The organism is Rhizobium sp. CG5 (assembly GCF_023701945.1).
Lineage (GTDB): Bacteria > Pseudomonadota > Alphaproteobacteria > Rhizobiales > Rhizobiaceae > Allorhizobium.
Genome location: NZ_JABAEF010000040.1, coordinates 1 through 19,143, shown reverse-complemented (window position 1 = coordinate 19,143; position 19,143 = coordinate 1). Strand labels below are relative to the sequence as shown.

The following is a 19,143-nucleotide window of genomic DNA, read 5'->3' as shown; positions in this document are numbered from 1 at the left end:
GCAATGAGATCCAGTTGACGGACAGCATGCTGAAGCTGCTGACCGAGCAGGATTTCACCGCCTTTCCGTTCCGCGGCACAACCTACGACACCGGCGCCAAGGATGGCTTCATCCTCGCCAATGTCGCTTTTGCTCTTGCACGCGACGACATCCGTCCCACCGTCGAAGCGCAGCTCAAAGCCATCGTTGCCGCCTTGAAATAGGGCGGGTCTGAACGGGGCTGGCCTTATCGTTTCAACGCCAGCCCCACGCCGGCACGCAGAACTCGCGTGTCGGGTGTGCGGATACCGCCCTGCCCCTCCTGTGACCGGACATGTATCCGGCATTTCGGGTGAAGGGCGGCTCCATATTGGAGCGCCGACAAACTTGCCAAGGCGGGCCGTTGCTATATCCTTTTCCGATGAACTCGAGATCCATCCAGCAAAGACTGTTGTTTTGGCTGAGCCGTAACTTTGTTCGATCCGCATTGTTGCTGCTGATCGCCGCGTTCAGTTCGGCCGCAATGGGAAGCGAGTCCTCTATGTCCGTGCAAACCTCTTCCTTCAAAATCGTCGCCTTCGGAAATTCTCTCACCGCGCGGTCCGACTGGCCTTCGGCATTGCAGAATGCCATGTCAACCTGTCTTGCGGGCCCCATATCCGTCGAAGTGATCGCCGATGTCGGCGTGACCAGCACCTGGGCGGTCAACAATGTCAATCGGGTGATTGCCGCCGCCCCCCAGGTCATCCTGATGCAATTTTCAGAAAATGACGCGGCGATAAACAATATTATGAGCGTGGACAGCAGCCGGACCAACATTGCGCGGGTATTGGGCGCCTTGCGGCAAGGCGTCCCGGCCGCCCGGATCGTTTATATGGCCATGAACCCGCCGCATGGATTTCGCGGCTGGATGAGGCCGTTCCTTGCCTCCTACATCGAGGCGCACCGGCAGGAGGCAGAGCGCCGCAATGTCACCTTCGTGGATTTCCGGCCGCACTGGAACACGCTGACGAACGCCGAAATAGCCCTGCATATTCCCGACGGGTTGCATCCCACGACATCAAAAGTCTCCGAGATCATGGTCCCCGTGCTGCTTGCCCATCTGGTTCCGGACAAGGACTGTCGACCCCACCGCTCGCAGTGACGTGACAGGATCCCGACACCCCTTGGCCTGCCGGCTCAATCCGGATCCGCGTTTATGGTCGAACCGGGCCTGCTGCCTTTTCGACATAGGGAAGCAGGGATGGACTCGGTGCCGCAAGAATCGATTTCCGCAGCGGCGGCGCCTGGCTCAGGAGCAGCCGGAGGTCGCTCTCAACAGACCTTGACGCTTCCTGCAGTGTCGCGGCGTTCATCTTGTTCCACATGACAAAGCGTCCCGCGACGATATTGGGCTCGACCGGCGCCAGATTGACCGACTGGCTCATCAGGCTGGCCAATTCGCGGGGCTCGGCGGCCACGGCAAATCGCACCATGGCAAGCCGCAGCCAGAGATTGCCATCGGCTGGCAAGCAGGACAAAGCATGGCGGAGATAGTTCTGCGAACGCTCCATGGCCGCGGCCCAGGCGTCGTAGTCATCCGTAGAGTTCTGACGATCGAGGTCGGCGAGAACCACGGTCAAGCCTGCGCGCACGACATCGGAGCGGCAGGTGCCCGCTTCGACGATATCCGGCACCTGCTGAATATAGGTCGGAATGGCATCGCGCGAAACCGGCTGGCCCAGTTCGATTTTCTTGGCCAGCAGCATCAGGGTTGCAAAGCGCGCCGTCGTTACCTGCTGCCAGATGCTGGATGTCAGCAGCAGGCCGGCGATGAGCGCGAAACCGATCAGGGCCGGAGAATAGGCCGGCCCCTTGTGCAGGCTGTCAGTCTTCACGATAGTAAGACAGATAACGCGAGGCGTAATAGTCGCTGGAGCCATAGGCGCGATAGAGCTTCATCTTCTCTTCATCGACCTTGTTGAGCACCACGCCGGCGCATTTATCATAGACCTCCATGTCGCTGGCCAGGATCGACTTGACGGCCTTGCGCGAGGTATTGCCCCATTCGATCACATAGATGAAGCTGTCGACCCGAGCGGCGATGGCGCGGGCATCGACGACCGGTCCCAAAGGCGGCAGGTCGAGGATGATATAGTCAAAGCCGGTCTTGGCGGTCTCAATAATGGCATTCATCGCCGGCGATGCCAGCAGTTCCGACGAATGCGGCACACGGCGGGTGACGACAGCGGGCAGGAAGGCAAGCTTGGTCTTCTGATTGAGCAACAGCAGGTCGCGGACCGGGCGGTTGTCGATCAGGGCCTCGAGCAGGCCTGCCTCGGCATTGCGGCCGATGGCCCGGGTGGCGCCGGGATTGCGCAGATCGGAATCGATCAGCAAGGTTCTTGCGCCCTGCATGGCCAGCAATTCGGCGAAATTGACGGCCACCGTCGACTTGCCCTCGCCGGGCAGAGTTGAAACGATACCGATCACCTTGGCGCGGTTCTCCTTGACGCCCAGATCGATGGCGATCTTGGCGCTGCGCAGGGTTTCGGCGAACATCGACAGGGGATGATCGACGACATAGTTGCTGATGCTGCTGGCCTTGCGGATATTGCGCGGGTTCTCGCCGCCGGCCGGACCTATCTTATAGGGTTCGATGGCAACCGCCGGCACGGCACCGAGGAATTCAAGGCCGAGGGATTCGCGGACCTGATCGCCGGTGCGGAAGAACCGATCGCGGAATTCGCGGAAGGCGCCGAGCCCCGCGCCGAAGGCGCCGCCCAGCATGATGGCGAGCGCCAGGACAAGCGCTTTGCGCGGGCTGCTTGGCCCCGGCGGTGGTGTGGCGCGGGATATCACCCGGGCCTCGGTAATCGGGAAGGACTGCTGCTGGGTGGCTTCCTGGAAACGCTGAAGAAAGGTCTGGTAGAGATTGCGGTAGGTTTCGGCGGAACGCTCGAGTTCGCGCAACTGCACCTGCGTTTCTCCCGCGAGCGCACTGACCCCTTGTGCTTCCTTGACGCTCTGGCGCAAGGCGCTCTCGCGCGACTGGGCCACGGTCACATCACTCTGATAGCTCTCGGCGATGCGGCCGAGTTCGGCAAACATCAGCCGTTCGTATTCGCGCATTTCGCTGCGCAGCCGCACGGCCTGGGCATGGTTCGGCCCGAGCCGGCTGGAGATTTCACTCTCAAGCTTCGAAGCCTCCAGATATTTCTGACGCAGGTCGTTGGAAATCGAACTGTCCAGCACATCGGTCACGATGGCGTCCGTACGGCCGGCATCGATGATCGACTTGATCCGGTCATAGCGGGCCGCTGCCTTGGCGGTTTCCGCCTGGGCGATAATCAGGGCGCTGCTGAGTTCCGACAGTTGCTGGTCGGTGATCAGTCGCCCGTCGGCCGCCACGAGGCCGTTCTCGCCGCGGAATTTCTGCACCGCGAAATCCGAGTCGAGCGCCTTCTGCTTCAGCTCGTCGATACGCTCCTGCAGCCAGTCGCTGGCGCGGCGCGTCGCATCGTATTTCGAATTGAGCTTGTCGAGCAGATAGGCCTCGGCAAGCGCGTTGGCGATGCGGGCTGATTGCTCGGCCGACGGCGAGGTATAACCGACTTGCAGCACATAGCTCCGGCCGGCACGACCCACACTCAGGTTCTCAAGAATGATCCCGACGGCCTCGGTTGTCTTGGCCTCCGTCTCATCGAGAAGGGGTTCTTCCGCGGCAAACCAGCTGGAAACATTAAACAGCGACCTGACAAAGGTCATCGCCGAAGACAGGGGAGAGGTCGATCCATTGAGGAAGACCGGATCGTCGATCAGCTTCAATTTCGACACAACCGCCGTGGCAATCGCATCCGATCTGAAAAGCTCCATCTGGCTCAGGACCGAGGGCTCGTCATCGACCATGCTGCCGATCGTCGAGAGCTGGTTGACGATCTCGTTATTGCTGCGGTCGATCAGCACACTGGCGACCGAGGTATACATCGGCACCGCTGTGAACACATAGAGCGCCGCCACGACGACGGCCGCAATGATCGACACCATGCCGACACGCCACTGCCGGCGAAAGATTGAGATCAGCTTGTCGACATCAATGCCGTCGCCGGCATTCTCGTCGTTGTCCCAATCGTCTCGCTGGCGGGAAGCGATTCTATCTGGTGATAGCAAACAAGCACCTCATACAAATCGAGCTCCCGCTGCGACACAGACAGGCCGTTGCGTCACGCCGTTACTGATTGGTGGCGCTGACGGACGATTGCTCCGATGCAAAATACTGACCGCTGCCGCTGGTTGAATAACCGGATGTGCTTTGCGCGGTTGTGACATCGCCTCCCGCATTACCTGAACCGACACCGGCCGTGCCGCCGCCGCCGATACCCGCCGCCGCAGTGCCGCCACCCGCAGCCCCAGCGCCCAACGCTGCGGTCTGCACTTCATTGGATGCGGCCAAAAAGGCCGTGATCACGGCCGGATCGGTCACGCCAGCGACCTTTTCCTGGATCAGCGCTGCATATTCGGGGTTCACGGCAGCGCAGGCCCGCGCCGCACGGGCCAGACCAGACCCAATCGCGGCCTTCTGTTCCGGGCTTGCCTGGGCCACGAGAGAAATGATCAGATCCAGCGTGTCAGCGCTTGAGCCCGAGAGTGCGCGCACCCGGCTGGACATCGGCAGACCACCGGTCGGGTTCTCGCTCAAAAGAGACGCAGGCGAAGCGATGAAGGCGTTGATCTCCGCCTCATTCAACTTTGCAGGCGACTGGAAGCAGCCAGCCGCCTGTGCAAAGGCGTTGCTTGTACTGATGCTGGAGGCGAGCAAAGCGAGAACAACGCTGGCTCCGACCTTGAGGAGAGTGTTCGACATCTCGTTAGTGTCCCTTCAAAACTCATTAAATCTTAACGGATAGTTTACCGTCAGCAACGCCACTTTGCAATGCCAGTAAGTCCTGGGATCGAATCATGTTTAATATGCGCGATCCCAAGACTTCTTAGTTGGCCAACTCCTCGACTGCATCGCGCGTCGCCACTGCATCAGACGACATTCCAGACGCCGACGACGTGACAGCATTGGCAACATCAAGAACCTTGATCAACTCAACAGAGTCGGAGTTCGAGACGTAGAGAATATCCTTGTCCTGCATTGCGAACTTCTGGGTCGCGAAGAAGGCTGAGGGATCCCGAAGGTTGGCCCGGAAGATGACCGGAATGCTGGCCGCAGCAAATTGCGACGTGTTGATCCCCATCTTCTCCAGCGTCTTGCGATCGACCGAGCGATAGAGGGCCACCTGGGCCGGATCGGCGCGACTGTCGAGAAGGCCGCCCGCCTTGGCCAGCGCTTCGCCGAGCGACAGGTTGGATTCCTCGAAATCGAAGCGGCCGTTTTGGCCGGAGGCGCCGAAAGCCAGATAGGTACGACGTTCGCGATCGACGAACACGGTATCACCCGGGGCCAGGTAGATGTTTTCGGCCGGCGTATTGGACAGCTTCTCGTAGGACACCGTTGCGGTGCGGCCCTTGCGCTGCAGGGTTACATAGGTTTCGACGCCGGGCGAACTGATGCCGCCGGCGGTCGAAATCACATCCAGAACCCGCTCGCCGCCCGACGTAATCTCTACCTTCTGCGGCGAATTCACATCGCCCAGAACAGCCACCTGGCTGGACTTGCTGGCGGTGACGGAAACAATCACTTGAGGCTCGATGGCACGATTGGCCAAGAGGTCCTCGATCTCCCGCTCCACCTGCTCTTTCGGCCGTCCCGCGGCATTGATGCGCCCCGCATAAGGCACACTCAGATTGCCGGCGCTATCGATCGTCTGGGCCGGAAGGGTGACGAAATTGCCTGCTCGGCTGCCAGCGTCGCTGGGAATGAACAGGCCGCCCGCCTGCGATTCGAAGATCGAAACCTCGACAGTGTCGCCAATTCCCAGAGGAATGCTTGGAGGTCCGCCGCGACCGCCGCCAAAACCGTCCTTCAACGACGCTTCGTTTACGGTCTCGAAATATCCGAGCATGCTCTTTTCGAGATCGATCAATACATAATCAATGCCGACCTTGCGACCCTCGGTGCTCACCTTGACGGCTGCCGAACCATCGATGGAACGATAGGACGGTCCCGAATTGGGAAAGGACGTACAACTCGAGAGAAGAGCCGACATCGCAATGACAGTAATCATTCGGTTCGATAATATCATGTATTCAAGCCCCCAAGCCTTATCAGAACCTATGTCATCAACAACGAGAATTATCCAGAGCAGCGTCCAGTTTGGCATCCAAACAAGCGAATCAAACAATTCAAATGTTGCCCGCCAGTCACACCTTTATCATCGAAAACATTTTAAATGAGTAAATCCAGGATTTTATACCTCAATCTGCCGCCACAGCCGAGTTCACATAAGCACTTCAAGATGCGTTAAATTTCACAGAAAAAACGTCCAAGGCCACCGTACCGGCAGGAATGAAGGTAATATTCAGCAAAATTCACAATGTCTTTTGGCCTGAACAGCAACGGATGAATGCTATACGTTGATATTCTCTAATATTAGCACTTCATTAATCAATCGACGCCGAACAGATCACGCGTGTAGACTTTCGCCTCGACATCGGCGAGTTCGGCGGACGATCGATTGGCGAGAATGACGTCGCATTCAGCCTTGAAGGCCGCCAGATCATGCACGACCCGGGAGCGGAAGAATTCCGGCTCGGTCATCGTCGGCTCGTAGACCACGACCTCGATGCCCTTTGCCTTGATGCGCTTCATGATGCCCTGGACGGACGAATCGCGAAAATTGTCGGAACCGGCCTTCATCGTCAGGCGGTAGATCCCCACCACTTTCGGCTGCTTGCGAACGATGGTGTCTGCGATGAAGTCCTTGCGCGTGGAATTGGCATCGACGATGGCGCGGATCAGGGTTTGCGGGACCTGACTATAGTTGGCCAGCAACTGCTTGGTATCCTTTGGAAGGCAATAGCCCCCATAGCCGAACGACGGATTGTTGTAGTGGTTGCCAATCCGCGGATCGAGGCCCACACCGTCGATGATCTGCCGGGCGTTGAGGCCATGGCTCTCGGCATAGGTGTCGAGTTCATTGAAATAGGCGACACGCATCGCAAGATAGGTATTGGAGAAGAGCTTGATGGCCTCCCCTTCGCTCGGATCCGTGAAGAGCAGGGGAACGTCTTTCTTGATCGCCCCTTCCAGAAGCATCTTCGCAAACAGCTCTGCCCGCTCCGAACGCTCGCCGACAACGATCCGCGAGGGATAGAGATTGTCGTGCAGAGCACGGCCTTCCCGCAGGAATTCCGGCGAGAAGATAAGGTTCTCGGTCTTCATCTCCACGCGGGCCCGCAAAATGTAACCGACCGGAATTGTCGACTTGATGACGATCACGGCCGTCGGATTGACTGCCATCACATCCGAAATCGCCGCCTCGACCGAACGGGTGTCGAAGTAGTTGGTGACAGGATCGTAGTTTGTCGGCGTCGCAACAATCACATAATCCGCGCCGGTATAGGCTTCGACCTTGTCGGCGGTCGCTTTAAAATCCAAAACTTTGTTTGCCAAAAAGTCCTGGATCTCATTATCGACAATCGGCGAAATGCCACTGGCGAGCATATCGACCTTTTTCTGGACGGGATCGAATGCGACGACTGTATTGTGCTGTGCCAACAGTATTGCGTTGGAAAGACCCACGTACCCAAGGCCAGCGACGGCAATCTTCATCTTAGTATTTCCTGGTTGTCTCGCGGGGTGGGCAGAATTGGCACGGCGAAATCTCATCTGTGAAATATCTAACCCGGCAAAATGGTGCAACGCAACCCTGTGAGGCCACTCTGCCGGGAGTTTTCCTGACTGATTTAGGGCACTGGGCCGTGCTTGACAGGACGGCGCAGTGCGCACAGACACAAATTCCGAAAAATTAACCATCACCAAAACGCAATATTTGAATACACAGGAAACAGAGCGCGTTTGTATTCCAAATATATTTCGAATAACAACATCTTAACCATACGATATGAGCGCTTCAGCCCGCATCAGAACCGATATATTCCGCAGGTTTGCGGATCGTAATATCGACTGAATTGCATTATATCCCGGATTTTTACAAACGATGGCACTCGGCGATCGAGAATTCGAGTTCAGACATACAATGCCATTGTGAATTGACGAATTTATACATGGTCAGGTGAAGCACCCAATGTTGGCCGCTCAGATCGGGTTTATGGATGGTGAAGGGAGACGTTTCCATGCCGCGTCGCAGCATTCCGAGTGACCGGGCGCCGCATCGTGGATGACAGAGCACCGATGAATGGGGCCGGTCGAGATCATGGGAGGCTGGGAAAAATGTGCTGCATTGCAAAATGCAACAACGGCCGGCAATGTCCCCTCGCTGACATCACCGCGCCTGGCTCATCGAGATTACATGCGATCCGGCAATCAACCAGCACATGGCACGGCATCCCGCTACAAAGCGGTCGGCGCTTCCAATTGTGCTTTTAGCGACTTTCCCGAGCAGTCAGTCCATTCAGGACTATCGAAGCACGAGGAATATACTGCCCCAGATGATCAGCGACAGCACCGTGCTCACCATTACGCTTCCCATGCGTATCGTCATGTGACCGCTCCTCCCAAAGCCAAACCGTCAATGCGCCGAATTGGCGCAAATATGGTTTCTGTGTCATAAAACTGTCTAATACGAGAATGACCACCCTCCAAGCAAAAAAGTCACATCGACACGGCAATCGCTCCAAATCCCCAAAAAAGCGCCTGTCGGGTCCGTCATGCGTCGTGTTGGCAAGGTCGCGGGTTTCCAGAAACCTTTGTGACGTCGGGGCTCATGGACGTCCATGACCGGATCCAGCGGGCGATCCGTCGCAGCAGTCGGCTTGCCACTGCCAGAAAACATGATAACTAGTCTCATCATAAATACAGCAGACCTGAAGCGTGATTGCGGTTTCCCACAGAACCTTTGCGACACGGCCACTTGGCTTCCTTTGTCGCAATGGCCTGTCATACCGGCATGCTGTGCGTCCAGACGGAGGCGGCTTCGATCTTGAGCTATCGACATTCCATGATCTGCCACACAGACGGCATTCGTCCGCTCGCACCGGCGAAATGGCGTGGCCTTGACGGGCTAATGAGCGTCTATTGGGACGCGGAGGGGCAAGCCGGCGCCAATGCCTATTACCTGTCGCCTGATCCGCGCATCGTGATCTTCTTCAACGACGTCTCGCCGCATATCCGGATGGCGAACCGCGAAAGCGGCTTCGGGCAGCATGACCGCCCGATGACGCGCGCCGTCTATGTGCCGGCCGGCGTGCCGCTATGGACAAAATTCACCTCGTGGCATCACTTCTCGCATCTCGATCTGCATCTGCACAAGGACCGCCTGTTGCGCTTCCTGACGCCGTCGGTCGGCAGTTCCGTGGCGCGCTCGGCGCTGCGCCGCCCGGTCGAAATCCAGGATGTCGGACCAATCGATACGCTGGCCGGCCTGCTGGTCGACGAGGTCGCCAACCCGTCGCGACACGCAGCCTATGCCGAAAGCCTGGTCGGCGGCATTGCCACCGCCCTTCTAGACCTGCCGCAGGACACCGGTGAGCAGGCCAATAGCCGGCTGACCCAGGCGCAATTGAACAGGCTCGTCTCGCGCCTGCATGCGCGTGGCGACGACCGCATGTCGGTTGCCGAAATGGCGGCCACCGTCGGCCTCTCGGAAAGCTGGTTCGCCACCGTCTTCAAGCAGACGACGGGCAAGACACCGCTGCAATGGCAATTGTCCAGGCGGATCGAGCTTGCCCAGGCCCTGCTGGTCGAAGGGGACCTGAGCCTTGCCGATATTGCCGCCCAGCTTGGCTTTTCCGATCAGGCGCACCTGACCAAGGCCTTTCGCCAGACGGTGGGCGAAACGCCCGCCGCCTGGCGCCGCATGCAGCTGATGATCTAAAGCGCTTGCTGGCGATCGGCACACCCGACCCGACATGCCATCGGGACGGGTGCTGTCGTTTACCAGGTCTGCCGGAGCGTTGCGTAGATGGCGCGACCCGGATTGTAGAAATCGGCACCGAAGCCGCCATAAGCCACGTATTTCTCGTCGAACAGGTTGGTGACGTTGAGTTCGAACGTCGTGTTCGGCTGGATCTTGTAGGCCAGAGACGCATCGAAGACGAACACGTCGCCGCTGGAACTGGTGTTCTCGTCGGTCAGGAAATACTCGCCGATGTAACGGGTTCCCAGTCCGACGGTCATATCGCCCACAACGTCATTGCCCTCGCGGGTATAGTTGAGCCACAGCGAGGCCGTCTGTCGCGGCACCAGCGACAGTTCGTTGCCCTCGTTGCCCTGCGTGCCGTTCTCGACGATCTCGGACACCAGATAGGAATAGCCCGCCGTCAGACTGAGATCATGGGTCAGCTCGGTCTTTGCCTCGAGGTCTATACCGCGAACGCGGGCCTCGCCGATCGTCTCCTCGAGCATCGTGGCAGGGTTGGTCCGGGTGATGTTGGTCTTGGTCAGGTCGTAGACCGCAGCGGTGAACATGGCCGGAAAGTCGTCCGGACGGTATTTGATGCCGACCTCGATCTGTTCGCCGCGTTCCGGCTCGACCCCGTTGGACGGTGGCGCGACGGATTCCGCGTAGCTGGCATAGGTGGCGAATTCCTCGGTGAAGCGATAGGTGAGCCCGACGCGCTTGGAGAATTCGCTGATCGAACCGTCACTGGAGCTGGCGGGCGTCAGGTTGTCGGTCACCGTGGTGTCGATCCAGTCGTTGCGCAGCCCGAAGGACGCGATCACCTTTTCCGAGAAGGTGAAATCCTGCTCCAGATAAAGCGCCTTGGTCAGCTGATCCGTGGCGGTATCCTCGATCTGCGACAGGGATGTCGGCGCGCCGGTATAGACCGGATTGGTCCAATCGATGGACGGCGCCAGATCCCACCAGCTCTTGGAGGTGCTCGACGTGTCGTTGACCGTGGCGCCGACCAGGGTGCGGCTCTCGACATTGGCGAACGAGGTCTCATAGGTGAAATTCGCGTCGCCGATCAGCGTCTCTTCGGTCGAGTCGTTGGCGTAGAAATAGCGCGGCGCCAGGGTCGAGCCATCCGTCGGCGTGCTGGCGATATAGGCATAGCCGAAGTCCGTCTCGCTGTTGCTGTAGCGCAGATTGGAGTTGAACGTCAGGCCGGTGCCGAAATCATGATCGAGGAACAGGCTGACCGTGTCGCGATCGGTACCGCGATAATTGAAATCCGGCTCGCCAAAGAAGCGGTTCGTTTCGAAATCGGTGCCGATCGGATAGCCGCCGCTGCCGGGAACGCCATCGCGGTCGAGATGATCGTAGACCAGCGTCACGGTGGCCTGGTCGGTCGGCCGCCAGGTCAGCCCGCCCATGATGAACTGCTCGTCATCCTTTGAATAATCGTATTCGGCGTCCGACTTCTGGAACTTGCCGGTCAGGCGATAGGAGAGCGTATCGTCCTCGGTGATGTTATCGCCAAAATCGAAGCCTGCCTCGGCATGGTCGTACGATCCGCCTGTTGTGTAGACTTCGCCGAACTTCTCGCTCTTTGGCCGCTTGGTCGTGTAGTTGACCGAACCACCCGGATCGGAAACACCATAAGCCGTGGAGCTCGCGCCCTTCAGCACTTCGACGCGTTCGAAAGCATAGGGCTCTTCGCGCACGCCGCCGAAGGGGTCGCCAAGGGTCAAGCCATCGCGATAGGCCCAGGCATCGAAGCCGCGGATCTTGTAATAGTCGAAGCGATCGTCGGCGCCGTAGAAGTCGGTGGTAATGCCGGGAGTATATTGCAGCACCTGCTCGATGCTGTCGGCGCCCCGCTGCTGGATCTCTTTTGCGGTGATCACGGAAACCGAAGCTGCCGTATCCAGAATGTCGGTCGGCATCTTGCTGGCGCCGGTCGTCGAATTGGCGATGATCGACTTGGAATCGTCATCTCCGGAAGTGCCCCCGCCATCGACGGTGATCGTCTCGAGAACGGTCCCGCTCGCCTGACCTGCCGCATCCTGTGCCACGACCGGCAAAGGCGCGAAGGCAACCAGCGCCGTGCATCCCAGAAGAACCGCATTCCGGTAGCGGATCAGAACCCGTCCACTGTTGCCGCCTGCTTTTAACTTTTCCATGTTCACGTTCCAGATGTTGACGTTTCGATTGCTGGCAACCGGTCGGGGTACCGGCTGGCCGAAAAGGCGTTAGCGAAGATCGTCCTGTGGAGCATCTGAGCAGCCGGCGCAGCGAAGGTCCCCTCTCCGGCTGCAGGCTGACGACAGAAAATCTGACATCCCCTGCCTGACCTTTTAACTTGAGGTAATTTGTCCGGTATTGTAAGTTTCGGCGTTTTTGTAGGAATCCCCGGAAACTTCAGCGCGCTCCCGCAACAGATCTGCCAAGGCTTGACCTGCGCGAATGAACATGAGACGGACAGTCAACTTAGTGACGTGGAGCATTGGCGCCGACCTCGACGCAAGGCGCTCCTGGCACGATTATAGGCGCCGGTCGGCAGGCACCGCATGACGGGTCCATCTGGCATGGCGACCACAAGAGGTGTCGGCTCGTATCGCAGATTTGAAGAGGGGACATCACCCATGAGCGCAACCCAAGGATATAAGCTTTCCGGCACCGCGCTGCCGAAGGATACGATCGGAATGCTCGACGAAATCGCCGAACATTTCATCGAGCATTCCGACGTTCTACGCACGGGCAACAATGTCCTGCTGAAAAGCGACATCGGCACGGCGGATATTCGTGCCGAGGGCGATCGACTGTTGATCGACCTGATCAGCCCGAGCGAGGAATCGCTGCAGCTGGTACGAACCATGCTCGCCGAGCATCTGTTCTATTTTGCCGGTGACGATCCGTTTGAGCTGAGCTGGTCGGAATTGCCGCCGCCGACATCGCCGTCAAACCTCTATGAGGTCACCGTCGTCTCGGCGGAGGATGTGACGCCACACATGCGTCGGGTCAAGTTCGCCTGTGCAGACGTGTCGCCCTTCGTCCGCGACGACATGCATGTCCGCCTGCTGATCCCGCCCAAAGGACGGCCGCCGGTCTGGCCCGGCATCCACGAAGATGGCCGCCTCGCCTGGCCCAAAGGCGACGACAAGATTGTCGTGCGCATCTATACGATCCGCGCCGTGGATGTGGAGCGCGGCGAGTTATGGATCGACTTTCTCCAGCATCCGGCCCCCGGTGTTGCAACGCCGGGCGCCGATTTTGCTCGTGACGCAGAGCCGGGCCAGACGGTGGCGCTGATTGGCCCCGGCGGCAGCGACAAGCCGAAGGCAGCCCGGATCCTGCTCGTCGGTGACGAATCGGCCCTGCCGGCGATCGCCCGCATTGTCGCCGAAGCGGAACCGGGCACCGACCTGCAGGCGATCATTGAGGTCGAGAACGAGGCTGAACAGCAGTTGCTCGCCACAAGGGCAAAGCTCGATGTGCGATGGCTGCACCGCGCCTCCTACCCGCCTGGCGCGACGGCCATGCTCGCTGACGCGGCGATCGAAGCCATTGCCCCTCTCGATGGGGACACCTTCATCTGGGTCGCCGGCGAAAAGAAGGATGTGCGCGCCATCAAGAGCGTCCTGAAAACCCGCCAGCACGACCGGAAGCTGAAATCTGTGGCCTGGTACTGGGAGCGCGGCGTCGCCGCTCCCGGCTGATTCGGGCATCGCAACCGGCGACCCACCATGTCAAGCATGATCCATTTTCGCTGCAATGGAGCGACCGCGTCTAGCGCGGTCACCACAGACTGGTGAGTTTGAGGACAAACCGTGCCAGCTCAGTCATCCTCGGCCTTGAGCCGAGGATCCATAGTTTCAATTGGTTATGGATGGTCGGGTCAAGCCCGGGCATTTACCGACGCCGACAAACGGGATTGGGGTGCGTCTGTCCTGGGTTTGTAATCGGGTTTCCCGCTGCGGTCGATCCAGTCGAGGATAGTGCCAAGTTCGCCTTGCAGGGTGATGCTATAGCTGCCGCGCTTCTGGCCTGGGGTGACCACAACGCGATCGATGATCTCACGGATGGTGTCTGCGGCTTCTAGCGCGCTGTTGGGATGGGAAAGCGTTTCGGTCAAACGCTCGATTCTGCGCCTATAGGTCTCCGCGATTCCTGGATGAAGGTCGGGAACGTCCTGCGGGATATCAGCGAGACGCGCCGTGAGGCCGTCCTGTCTGGTTTCGAGCTCCGTCAGCCGCTCGGACAGCGCGCGATGCCAGCCGCCTTGCTCGATGACGTGCACGATCTCGGCAATGGCCTTTGCAGTCTCGGCAAGCGCGCGGCGGTTGGCTTCGGCGGAATTGCGGCGCTCGCGGTTGAGCCTGTTGGTTTCCAGTGCAAAGGCGCTCATGGCCTCCGCCATCATGTCCGGAGTCATCAGGCGCTCACGGAGGCCATCCAGCACGCGGGTTTCCAGCGCCTTGCCAGGGACGGTGCGGGCATTGTCGCAGCCGTTGCCGAGCAAATGATTAGAGCAGGTGACGCGGTCCTGTCCGCGTCGGGCATAGGAGCCTCCGCAGCAGCCGCAGAACACCAGACCGGACAAGAGCGTGCGCGGGCGATGGGTGGCATTCAACCCGTTGCTTCTCGCTGCTCGCACGGCATCACGCGAACTGTCGATCTGTTTCTGGTAAAGGGTGGTCAGCTTGTCCTGCTGCGCCTTGGCGGCGTCCCACAGCTTCTGCGGCACGATGCGAAGCTCCGGTGCCTCGGCGCGTATCCATTCTTGTTCCGGGTTGAGCCGGTAGGTGAAGCGCCCGGTGTCGGGGTTCTTGAGCTTCTTCTGCCGGTTCCAGCGGATGACGCCGATATAAAGCTCACAGTTCAGGATGCCGGAACTGATGATGCGGTTGCCCCGGATGGTGGCATCGTTCCAGCGCTTTCCCGTGGGGCTTGGAATGCCCTCGCGGTTCAAGTCGGCGGCGATGCGCTGCGGCCCCTTGCCGGCGACATATTCGCGGAAGATGCGCCGCACGATGTCAGCCTGTTCCCCGATGATCTCGCGTTCGCCCCGGATCGGCTCGCCGTGTGCGTCGAGCCGATGGACGACGCGGTAGCCGTAGGCGTTGCCCCCGCCGATCTTTCCGGCCTCGACGCGGCCCCGGATGCCGCGATGGGTCTTGATGGCGAGGTCCTTGAGAAACAGGGCGTTCATCGTGCCCTTCAGGCCGACATGAAGCTCGTTGATCTCGCCTTCCGACAAGGTGAAGATCGTTACGCCCGCGACGCGCAGGCGCTTGAAGACGCCGGCCACGTCCTCCTGATCGCGGCTGATGCGGTCCAGCGCCTCCGACAGAACCAGTTCGAAGCGGCCTGCCTGTGCATCGGCCAGCAATGACTGGATACCTGGGCGAATGAGCGATGCGCCAGAGATGGCGCGGTCAGAGTAGGTTTCCACCACGGTCCAGCCCTCGCGCGCGGCGCGCTCACGGCACTGGCGCAACTGATCGTCGATCGAAGCGTCACGCTGGTTGTCGGAGGAATAGCGGGCATAGAGGGCAACACGGGTCATGGGCATGTCTCCTTGTTTGTCCGCAACACTGGCGGCATGGTCAGCGGCGTTCGCGACGGCTGCATTCGTGGCCGAGACGGGCGCTGTTGCAGCGCCCGCAATTCGCCTTTCCTGCGTCCCGGCCGAACGCCGGAGCGAAGACGGCCGGTCAAGGCTGGCGCGGTACGCGCCACCGCGTTAGCGGCTCGGCCTTGAGGGGGCGACTTTGCTCTGGCCCGCTTGTTCAAGCCAAAAAAGGCTTTCGTAGCACCATACAGATTTCGGACTGTGCGGCCTCGACACGAATCCTAACTGCAAGCAGAGTTCTGAGGCAAGCCGTTTTCGGTGGTCCGCACAGGCAGCGACGCTGCTAAACATCATCCGCCGTGCCTCTTCTCCTGTTGTCGTTGGCGGGCTGCTGCGCCTCAAAGTGTTCCCGCGCCATCTGCCTGCCGATCATTCGCGCAATGGACAGCACAGCTGCGTCAAGCTTTCCGGGAGCCTTGGCCTTGCCCTCGCTCTCCATTCCATGAGGGGCACGGTTGTCGTTCGCCGGTCTCTCTCTGTCGGTGCGGCTCCCGTCATCGTCCATCGCCGCGCTCTCCCTCCGGCCGCCATGCGACGGGGTTGGCGATCCAGCGATTGATTTCGGGTGCACGCCAGCCCGCGCCGTTGACGAAGATCCTGACCTGGGCGGAAAACGTGCCTTCTGCGATCTTGCGGTAGATCGTGGAGCGGGACAGGCTCGTGCGGGAGCGCCGGGTGTTCAGCCGGACGATACGGTCTGATGCGGGCATGGCGATGCTACCTTCTGCTGCTCGTTTCTGACTGCCGCCAGACCAGTCAAAGCAGGAAATAATCGCTATGCAACAGTTACTTAGTCGCGATCGCACCGCAGCGTAGGAAGAGCGGAAAAAACGTAAGTCTAACGCGTGATCTTCTTTGCCAGCCGCACGCCCGGACCGCCGCCGTTCTCCGGGATGAACTCGATACCAGCACCTTCGAACGCCATTTGAATGGCGCTTAGCGTTGAAGCGTGCGCCGATTTGCCAGATTCGATACGTGTAATGGTCGCTGCCGTCACATGAGCTTCGCGGGCCAAATCCCGGACACCCCATTTCAGGGCCGCTCGTGCCATTCGGATTTGCTCTTCTGTGATCAAAATTATTACCTTGACATAATTTATCGAGCCGCCAAATTATGTCTGTGATATAATTTGACTCATGCAAGCGGCTAAGCGGAGTGCGGGAACACTCCACTCAGCCTGACCACAACCCAAGCTGTTCGGAGCTCAGATCATGGTTGATTCTGACAATACCACGACTTTGCCGTTCGTCACCCGCAGGAAGATGCTGTCAGGTACCGCCATGGCGATGGGAGCATGGGGCTCCGGTGCCTTCGCCTTGGACACGGTCATGCGAGAGGCATCCTCGGACCCTGTCCTGGCGCTCTGGCGTCAATGGCAGGATGCCCACCGTCTGACGGAACGCCTTTGCCGTCGGCAGCAAGGTCTCGAACGGCACCTCGTAGATACCGTGGGCTTTCCTTTCTCAGTCATTCGGCTATCCGATGGCGAGCCTGTGGCTGCGTATTCGCGCGAGGCAATCCGTGATGTGCTCCGTGTGGCGCCTGAGGAGGCGGCAGCCTGCGCGGAAGCCGAGGCTGAGTTTTCGGCTCACAAGCTGCGATGGGACAGGGCCGACAGGGACATCGGTTATTCAGCCACGGTGCAAGCCGAGCGGGATTCCGCTGATCGAGCATCGGACCTGCTCGACTCCATGGCCACTACGCCTGCGACATCGCTGGACGGTGTAGCGGCCAAACTCGAAGTTGTGCTGCGCGAAGGCAATATCTGGGAGGATGGCTCTAAGTATCCTTGGCCTCACATTCGATCGGCGCTTGATGACCTTACGCGCATAGCGAGGCATGGCGCCGATGGCGTTGCGCCTTGAAAGCGTCGATAGGGGCCACCGGTCTCGGTCGAGGGGCCTCTTCAACCCGGTGGTAACGGTCTGGCAGCAATGACAGGATTGTCGTCTATCGGACCGGAACGGTCCCCCGCGCTCGGCGCAATGGTCGTAAATCCTAACTTTCGCGACAAAATCACCGGCCCTGATTATTCAGGGGAATTTCTGTCGCAAAACTCAGACGCAAAAGGCGACGTTTTGCGACAAACATTTGCGACACGACGCCAACAACACGAGCAAGGCGGAGTGTCGCTCATAATTGCGCTGCGATCTCTTTGGCATGATCCGGCTCCACCAGCCATGAACACGCCACCTCCCAAGCTAGGCGTGCCTTGCGCTCGGCCTCGTCACCTTCTCGCAGTGTTCCCAAATCAAACAGAACAAGATCGCGGCGGCACTCGTCCCAGTCAATCAGTGCGGTACGGCCATCCGAGCATCGGATCAGGTTTCCGGGGTTGAGATCACCATGGATGATAGCATCCTTGCGGTCTTGGACACCACGCCACGCCTCCCGGCAGCGGGACACTAACTGAACCGGCATGGTATCCAGATCAACGTCGCCCCCAGAAACTTCATCTAGCAACGCGACCGAGGACAAGAAGCCTGGACGCTGCGGCAGATCGGCTGTTGCCGCATGGAAGTCTGAGATAAGCGGAAGAATGGCCGGCATTTCTTCGGGAGCAAACGAAGTGCCCTCAACATGGGTTTCGCACGTCCAGCCGTCCTCGACGAGTTGGCCCCATCGGCTCTCGATCAGTTCTGGAACCACGAACCCGTGCTGCCTGGCGATCTGCTGGACCTGCACGAGCCATAAGATAGCGGCAGTCGTGCGCCGGGTGGTCTTGAAGACTAATTCGCGCGGGAGCCCCAGTGTCTTGAACGCCAGATTGCGGTGTCCTCCCACTAGCGGGAGAAGTTCTGCCGTCACGCCCCATCGATCGACTGGCGGTCGCACCATAATTCCCCTTCCGCTATTCTTGCCAGAAACTTGCGACTTGCAGCGCATGCAGGCAATAACTGAAGCGGGTCAAAGCCATCTGGCGCGAATGTTAGGCAGATCGTCCTAAAACTCTTTGGGCCTCTGACAATGGAGGACTTCGCAGGACTCTGCGGGCGAAAGGTTCTGCAATGGTACCCAACCTTGTTTGTTGTTGTCTGATTGGCACCATGCCCACCCGTGCGCTTCTTCGATGACGAGTAGACTGTCCCCTTTTTGGCATGTGAGCTCGGTGGCGTGGTATTGGCGAAGGGCTCGCATCACCCCATCGCTGGAACTCACGAGAGAGTCTGGTACCCACCCAGCCTTGCCGTCCGGGCCTTCTGCCCAGAGCCAAGTATGTCCATCCCATATATCCGTTCTTCCGGACAGTGTGACTATGTCGCCGGCTTTGACCGCGATTGGATCCGGATATGTTGCATTATGATCTTTAACGACAGACCTTTTCATGCTCATCCCACCAGCGAGGCGCCCACAGACGGCATCATCAACCGCCGACAATTCCGCAAATAGATTTGCCGTGGTAGACTTTACCATGGCACATCTTTCGGGAACAGATCGCGCGCAATTGCTGCTTCTGCCGGAGGCGGTCAATGATTACGTTGGGCCGGACAACCCGGTCCGCTTCATCGAAGCCTTCGTTGATCAGTTGGACCTAGCGAAAGCTGGTTTCATCCGTGTGACGGCGAAGGAGACCGGCCGCCCGGGTTATGATCCGGC

The 19,143-nt window shown here is 59.3% G+C and carries 16 protein-coding genes and 1 pseudogene; 6 read left to right on the top strand and 11 right to left on the bottom strand.

Translation table 11 applies throughout. From position 1 onward, the window contains the following. Positions 1–203, top strand: a pseudogene (locus tag HGO38_RS30730) (UTP--glucose-1-phosphate uridylyltransferase); the annotation flags it as partial. Positions 204–313: 110 nt separating this feature from the next. Next, positions 314–1,123 carry an SGNH/GDSL hydrolase family protein gene (locus tag HGO38_RS30725; protein ID WP_250959591.1) on the top strand — a complete coding sequence of 270 codons (810 nt, stop codon included), beginning with the start codon at positions 314–316 and terminating at the stop codon, positions 1,121–1,123. Positions 1,124–1,175: 52 nt separating this feature from the next. Here HGO38_RS30725 and HGO38_RS30720 read toward each other — a convergent pair whose 3' ends face one another. The 5 genes from HGO38_RS30720 to HGO38_RS30700 form a co-directional block, all read right to left on the bottom strand. Further along, the gene (locus HGO38_RS30720) at positions 1,176–1,856 is read right to left on the bottom strand and encodes a hypothetical protein (protein ID WP_250959590.1); all 681 of its coding nucleotides are present in this window, start codon (positions 1,854–1,856) and stop codon (positions 1,176–1,178) included. Then, on the bottom strand, positions 1,846–4,128 hold the full coding sequence (locus tag HGO38_RS30715) for a polysaccharide biosynthesis tyrosine autokinase (RefSeq protein WP_284739618.1): 2,283 nt from the start codon (positions 4,126–4,128) through the stop codon (positions 1,846–1,848). The genes HGO38_RS30720 and HGO38_RS30715 overlap by 11 nt, the downstream gene beginning before the upstream one ends. A gap of 61 nt (positions 4,129–4,189) precedes the next feature. After that, positions 4,190–4,822, bottom strand: a complete 633-nt coding sequence (locus HGO38_RS30710; protein WP_250959589.1) for a hypothetical protein — start codon at positions 4,820–4,822, stop codon at positions 4,190–4,192. Positions 4,823–4,946: 124 nt separating this feature from the next. Next, positions 4,947–6,131 (bottom strand): polysaccharide biosynthesis/export family protein, encoded by a 1,185-nt coding sequence (locus HGO38_RS30705; RefSeq protein ID WP_502941671.1) that lies wholly within the window; start codon positions 6,129–6,131, stop codon positions 4,947–4,949. 380 nt (positions 6,132–6,511) lie between these two features. Continuing rightward, on the bottom strand, positions 6,512–7,678 hold the full coding sequence (locus HGO38_RS30700; RefSeq protein WP_250959587.1) for a nucleotide sugar dehydrogenase: 1,167 nt from the start codon (positions 7,676–7,678) through the stop codon (positions 6,512–6,514). A 1,330-nt stretch (positions 7,679–9,008) separates the two neighbouring features. Between HGO38_RS30700 and HGO38_RS30695 the strand changes: the two genes are divergently transcribed. Further along, positions 9,009–9,902, top strand: a complete 894-nt coding sequence (locus HGO38_RS30695; RefSeq protein WP_250959586.1) for a helix-turn-helix domain-containing protein — start codon at positions 9,009–9,011, stop codon at positions 9,900–9,902. Positions 9,903–9,961: 59 nt separating this feature from the next. On the opposite strand, the gene HGO38_RS30690 is transcribed toward HGO38_RS30695, so the two are convergent. Continuing rightward, entirely contained in the window at positions 9,962–12,094 is a 2,133-nt protein-coding gene (locus tag HGO38_RS30690; RefSeq protein WP_250959585.1) for a TonB-dependent siderophore receptor, read from the bottom strand. Between the two features lie 462 nt (positions 12,095–12,556). Between HGO38_RS30690 and HGO38_RS30685 the strand changes: the two genes are divergently transcribed. Next, entirely contained in the window at positions 12,557–13,630 is a 1,074-nt protein-coding gene (locus tag HGO38_RS30685) for a DUF2218 domain-containing protein (RefSeq protein WP_250959584.1), read from the top strand. 179 nt (positions 13,631–13,809) lie between these two features. Here the strand turns inward: HGO38_RS30685 and HGO38_RS30680 are convergent, their stop codons facing one another. The 3 genes from HGO38_RS30680 to HGO38_RS30670 all read right to left on the bottom strand — a co-directional run bounded on the left by HGO38_RS30680 (position 13,810) and on the right by HGO38_RS30670 (position 16,597). Further along, positions 13,810–15,480 (bottom strand): recombinase family protein, encoded by a 1,671-nt coding sequence (locus HGO38_RS30680; protein ID WP_250959583.1) that lies wholly within the window; start codon positions 15,478–15,480, stop codon positions 13,810–13,812. A 560-nt stretch (positions 15,481–16,040) separates the two neighbouring features. Then, complete coding sequence (locus HGO38_RS30675) at positions 16,041–16,256, bottom strand: AlpA family phage regulatory protein (protein ID WP_250959582.1); 216 nt, start codon at positions 16,254–16,256, stop codon at positions 16,041–16,043. 128 nt (positions 16,257–16,384) lie between these two features. Beyond that, positions 16,385–16,597 carry a helix-turn-helix domain-containing protein gene (locus HGO38_RS30670; RefSeq protein WP_250959593.1) on the bottom strand — a complete coding sequence of 71 codons (213 nt, stop codon included), beginning with the start codon at positions 16,595–16,597 and terminating at the stop codon, positions 16,385–16,387. A 160-nt stretch (positions 16,598–16,757) separates the two neighbouring features. Between HGO38_RS30670 and HGO38_RS30665 the strand changes: the two genes are divergently transcribed. After that, positions 16,758–17,411 carry a hypothetical protein gene (locus tag HGO38_RS30665; protein ID WP_250959581.1) on the top strand — a complete coding sequence of 218 codons (654 nt, stop codon included), beginning with the start codon at positions 16,758–16,760 and terminating at the stop codon, positions 17,409–17,411. A gap of 268 nt (positions 17,412–17,679) precedes the next feature. Here the strand turns inward: HGO38_RS30665 and HGO38_RS30660 are convergent, their stop codons facing one another. Together HGO38_RS30660 and HGO38_RS30655 are read right to left on the bottom strand one after the other, a co-directional pair. Continuing rightward, positions 17,680–18,354 (bottom strand): phosphotransferase, encoded by a 675-nt coding sequence (locus tag HGO38_RS30660; protein WP_250959580.1) that lies wholly within the window; start codon positions 18,352–18,354, stop codon positions 17,680–17,682. Positions 18,355–18,489: 135 nt separating this feature from the next. Beyond that, the gene (locus HGO38_RS30655; protein ID WP_250959592.1) at positions 18,490–18,873 is read right to left on the bottom strand and encodes an SH3 domain-containing protein; all 384 of its coding nucleotides are present in this window, start codon (positions 18,871–18,873) and stop codon (positions 18,490–18,492) included. 85 nt (positions 18,874–18,958) lie between these two features. Between HGO38_RS30655 and HGO38_RS30650 the strand changes: the two genes are divergently transcribed. Then, positions 18,959–19,143 (top strand): transposase (locus HGO38_RS30650; protein ID WP_502941670.1); only part of this gene is annotated, 185 nt, incomplete at its 3' end.

Bases quoted from the DNA above. Each gene is read 5' to 3' on its own strand.
- HGO38_RS30725 (WP_250959591.1), top strand. From the start codon at position 314: ATGTATCCGGCATTTCGGGTGAAGGGCGGCTCCATATTGGAGCGCCGA.
- HGO38_RS30710 (WP_250959589.1), bottom strand. From the start codon at position 4,822: ATGTCGAACACTCTCCTCAAGGTCGGAGCCAGCGTTGTTCTCGCTTTG.
- HGO38_RS30705 (WP_502941671.1), bottom strand. From the start codon at position 6,131: ATGATTACTGTCATTGCGATGTCGGCTCTTCTCTCGAGTTGTACGTCC.
- HGO38_RS30700 (WP_250959587.1), bottom strand. From the start codon at position 7,678: ATGAAGATTGCCGTCGCTGGCCTTGGGTACGTGGGTCTTTCCAACGCA.
- HGO38_RS30690 (WP_250959585.1), bottom strand. From the start codon at position 12,094: ATGGAAAAGTTAAAAGCAGGCGGCAACAGTGGACGGGTTCTGATCCGC.
- HGO38_RS30685 (WP_250959584.1), top strand. From the start codon at position 12,557: ATGAGCGCAACCCAAGGATATAAGCTTTCCGGCACCGCGCTGCCGAAG.
- HGO38_RS30680 (WP_250959583.1), bottom strand. From the start codon at position 15,480: ATGACCCGTGTTGCCCTCTATGCCCGCTATTCCTCCGACAACCAGCGT.
- HGO38_RS30675 (WP_250959582.1), bottom strand. From the start codon at position 16,256: ATGCCCGCATCAGACCGTATCGTCCGGCTGAACACCCGGCGCTCCCGC.
- HGO38_RS30670 (WP_250959593.1), bottom strand. From the start codon at position 16,597: ATGGCACGAGCGGCCCTGAAATGGGGTGTCCGGGATTTGGCCCGCGAA.
- HGO38_RS30665 (WP_250959581.1), top strand. From the start codon at position 16,758: ATGGTTGATTCTGACAATACCACGACTTTGCCGTTCGTCACCCGCAGG.
- HGO38_RS30655 (WP_250959592.1), bottom strand. From the start codon at position 18,873: ATGAAAAGGTCTGTCGTTAAAGATCATAATGCAACATATCCGGATCCA.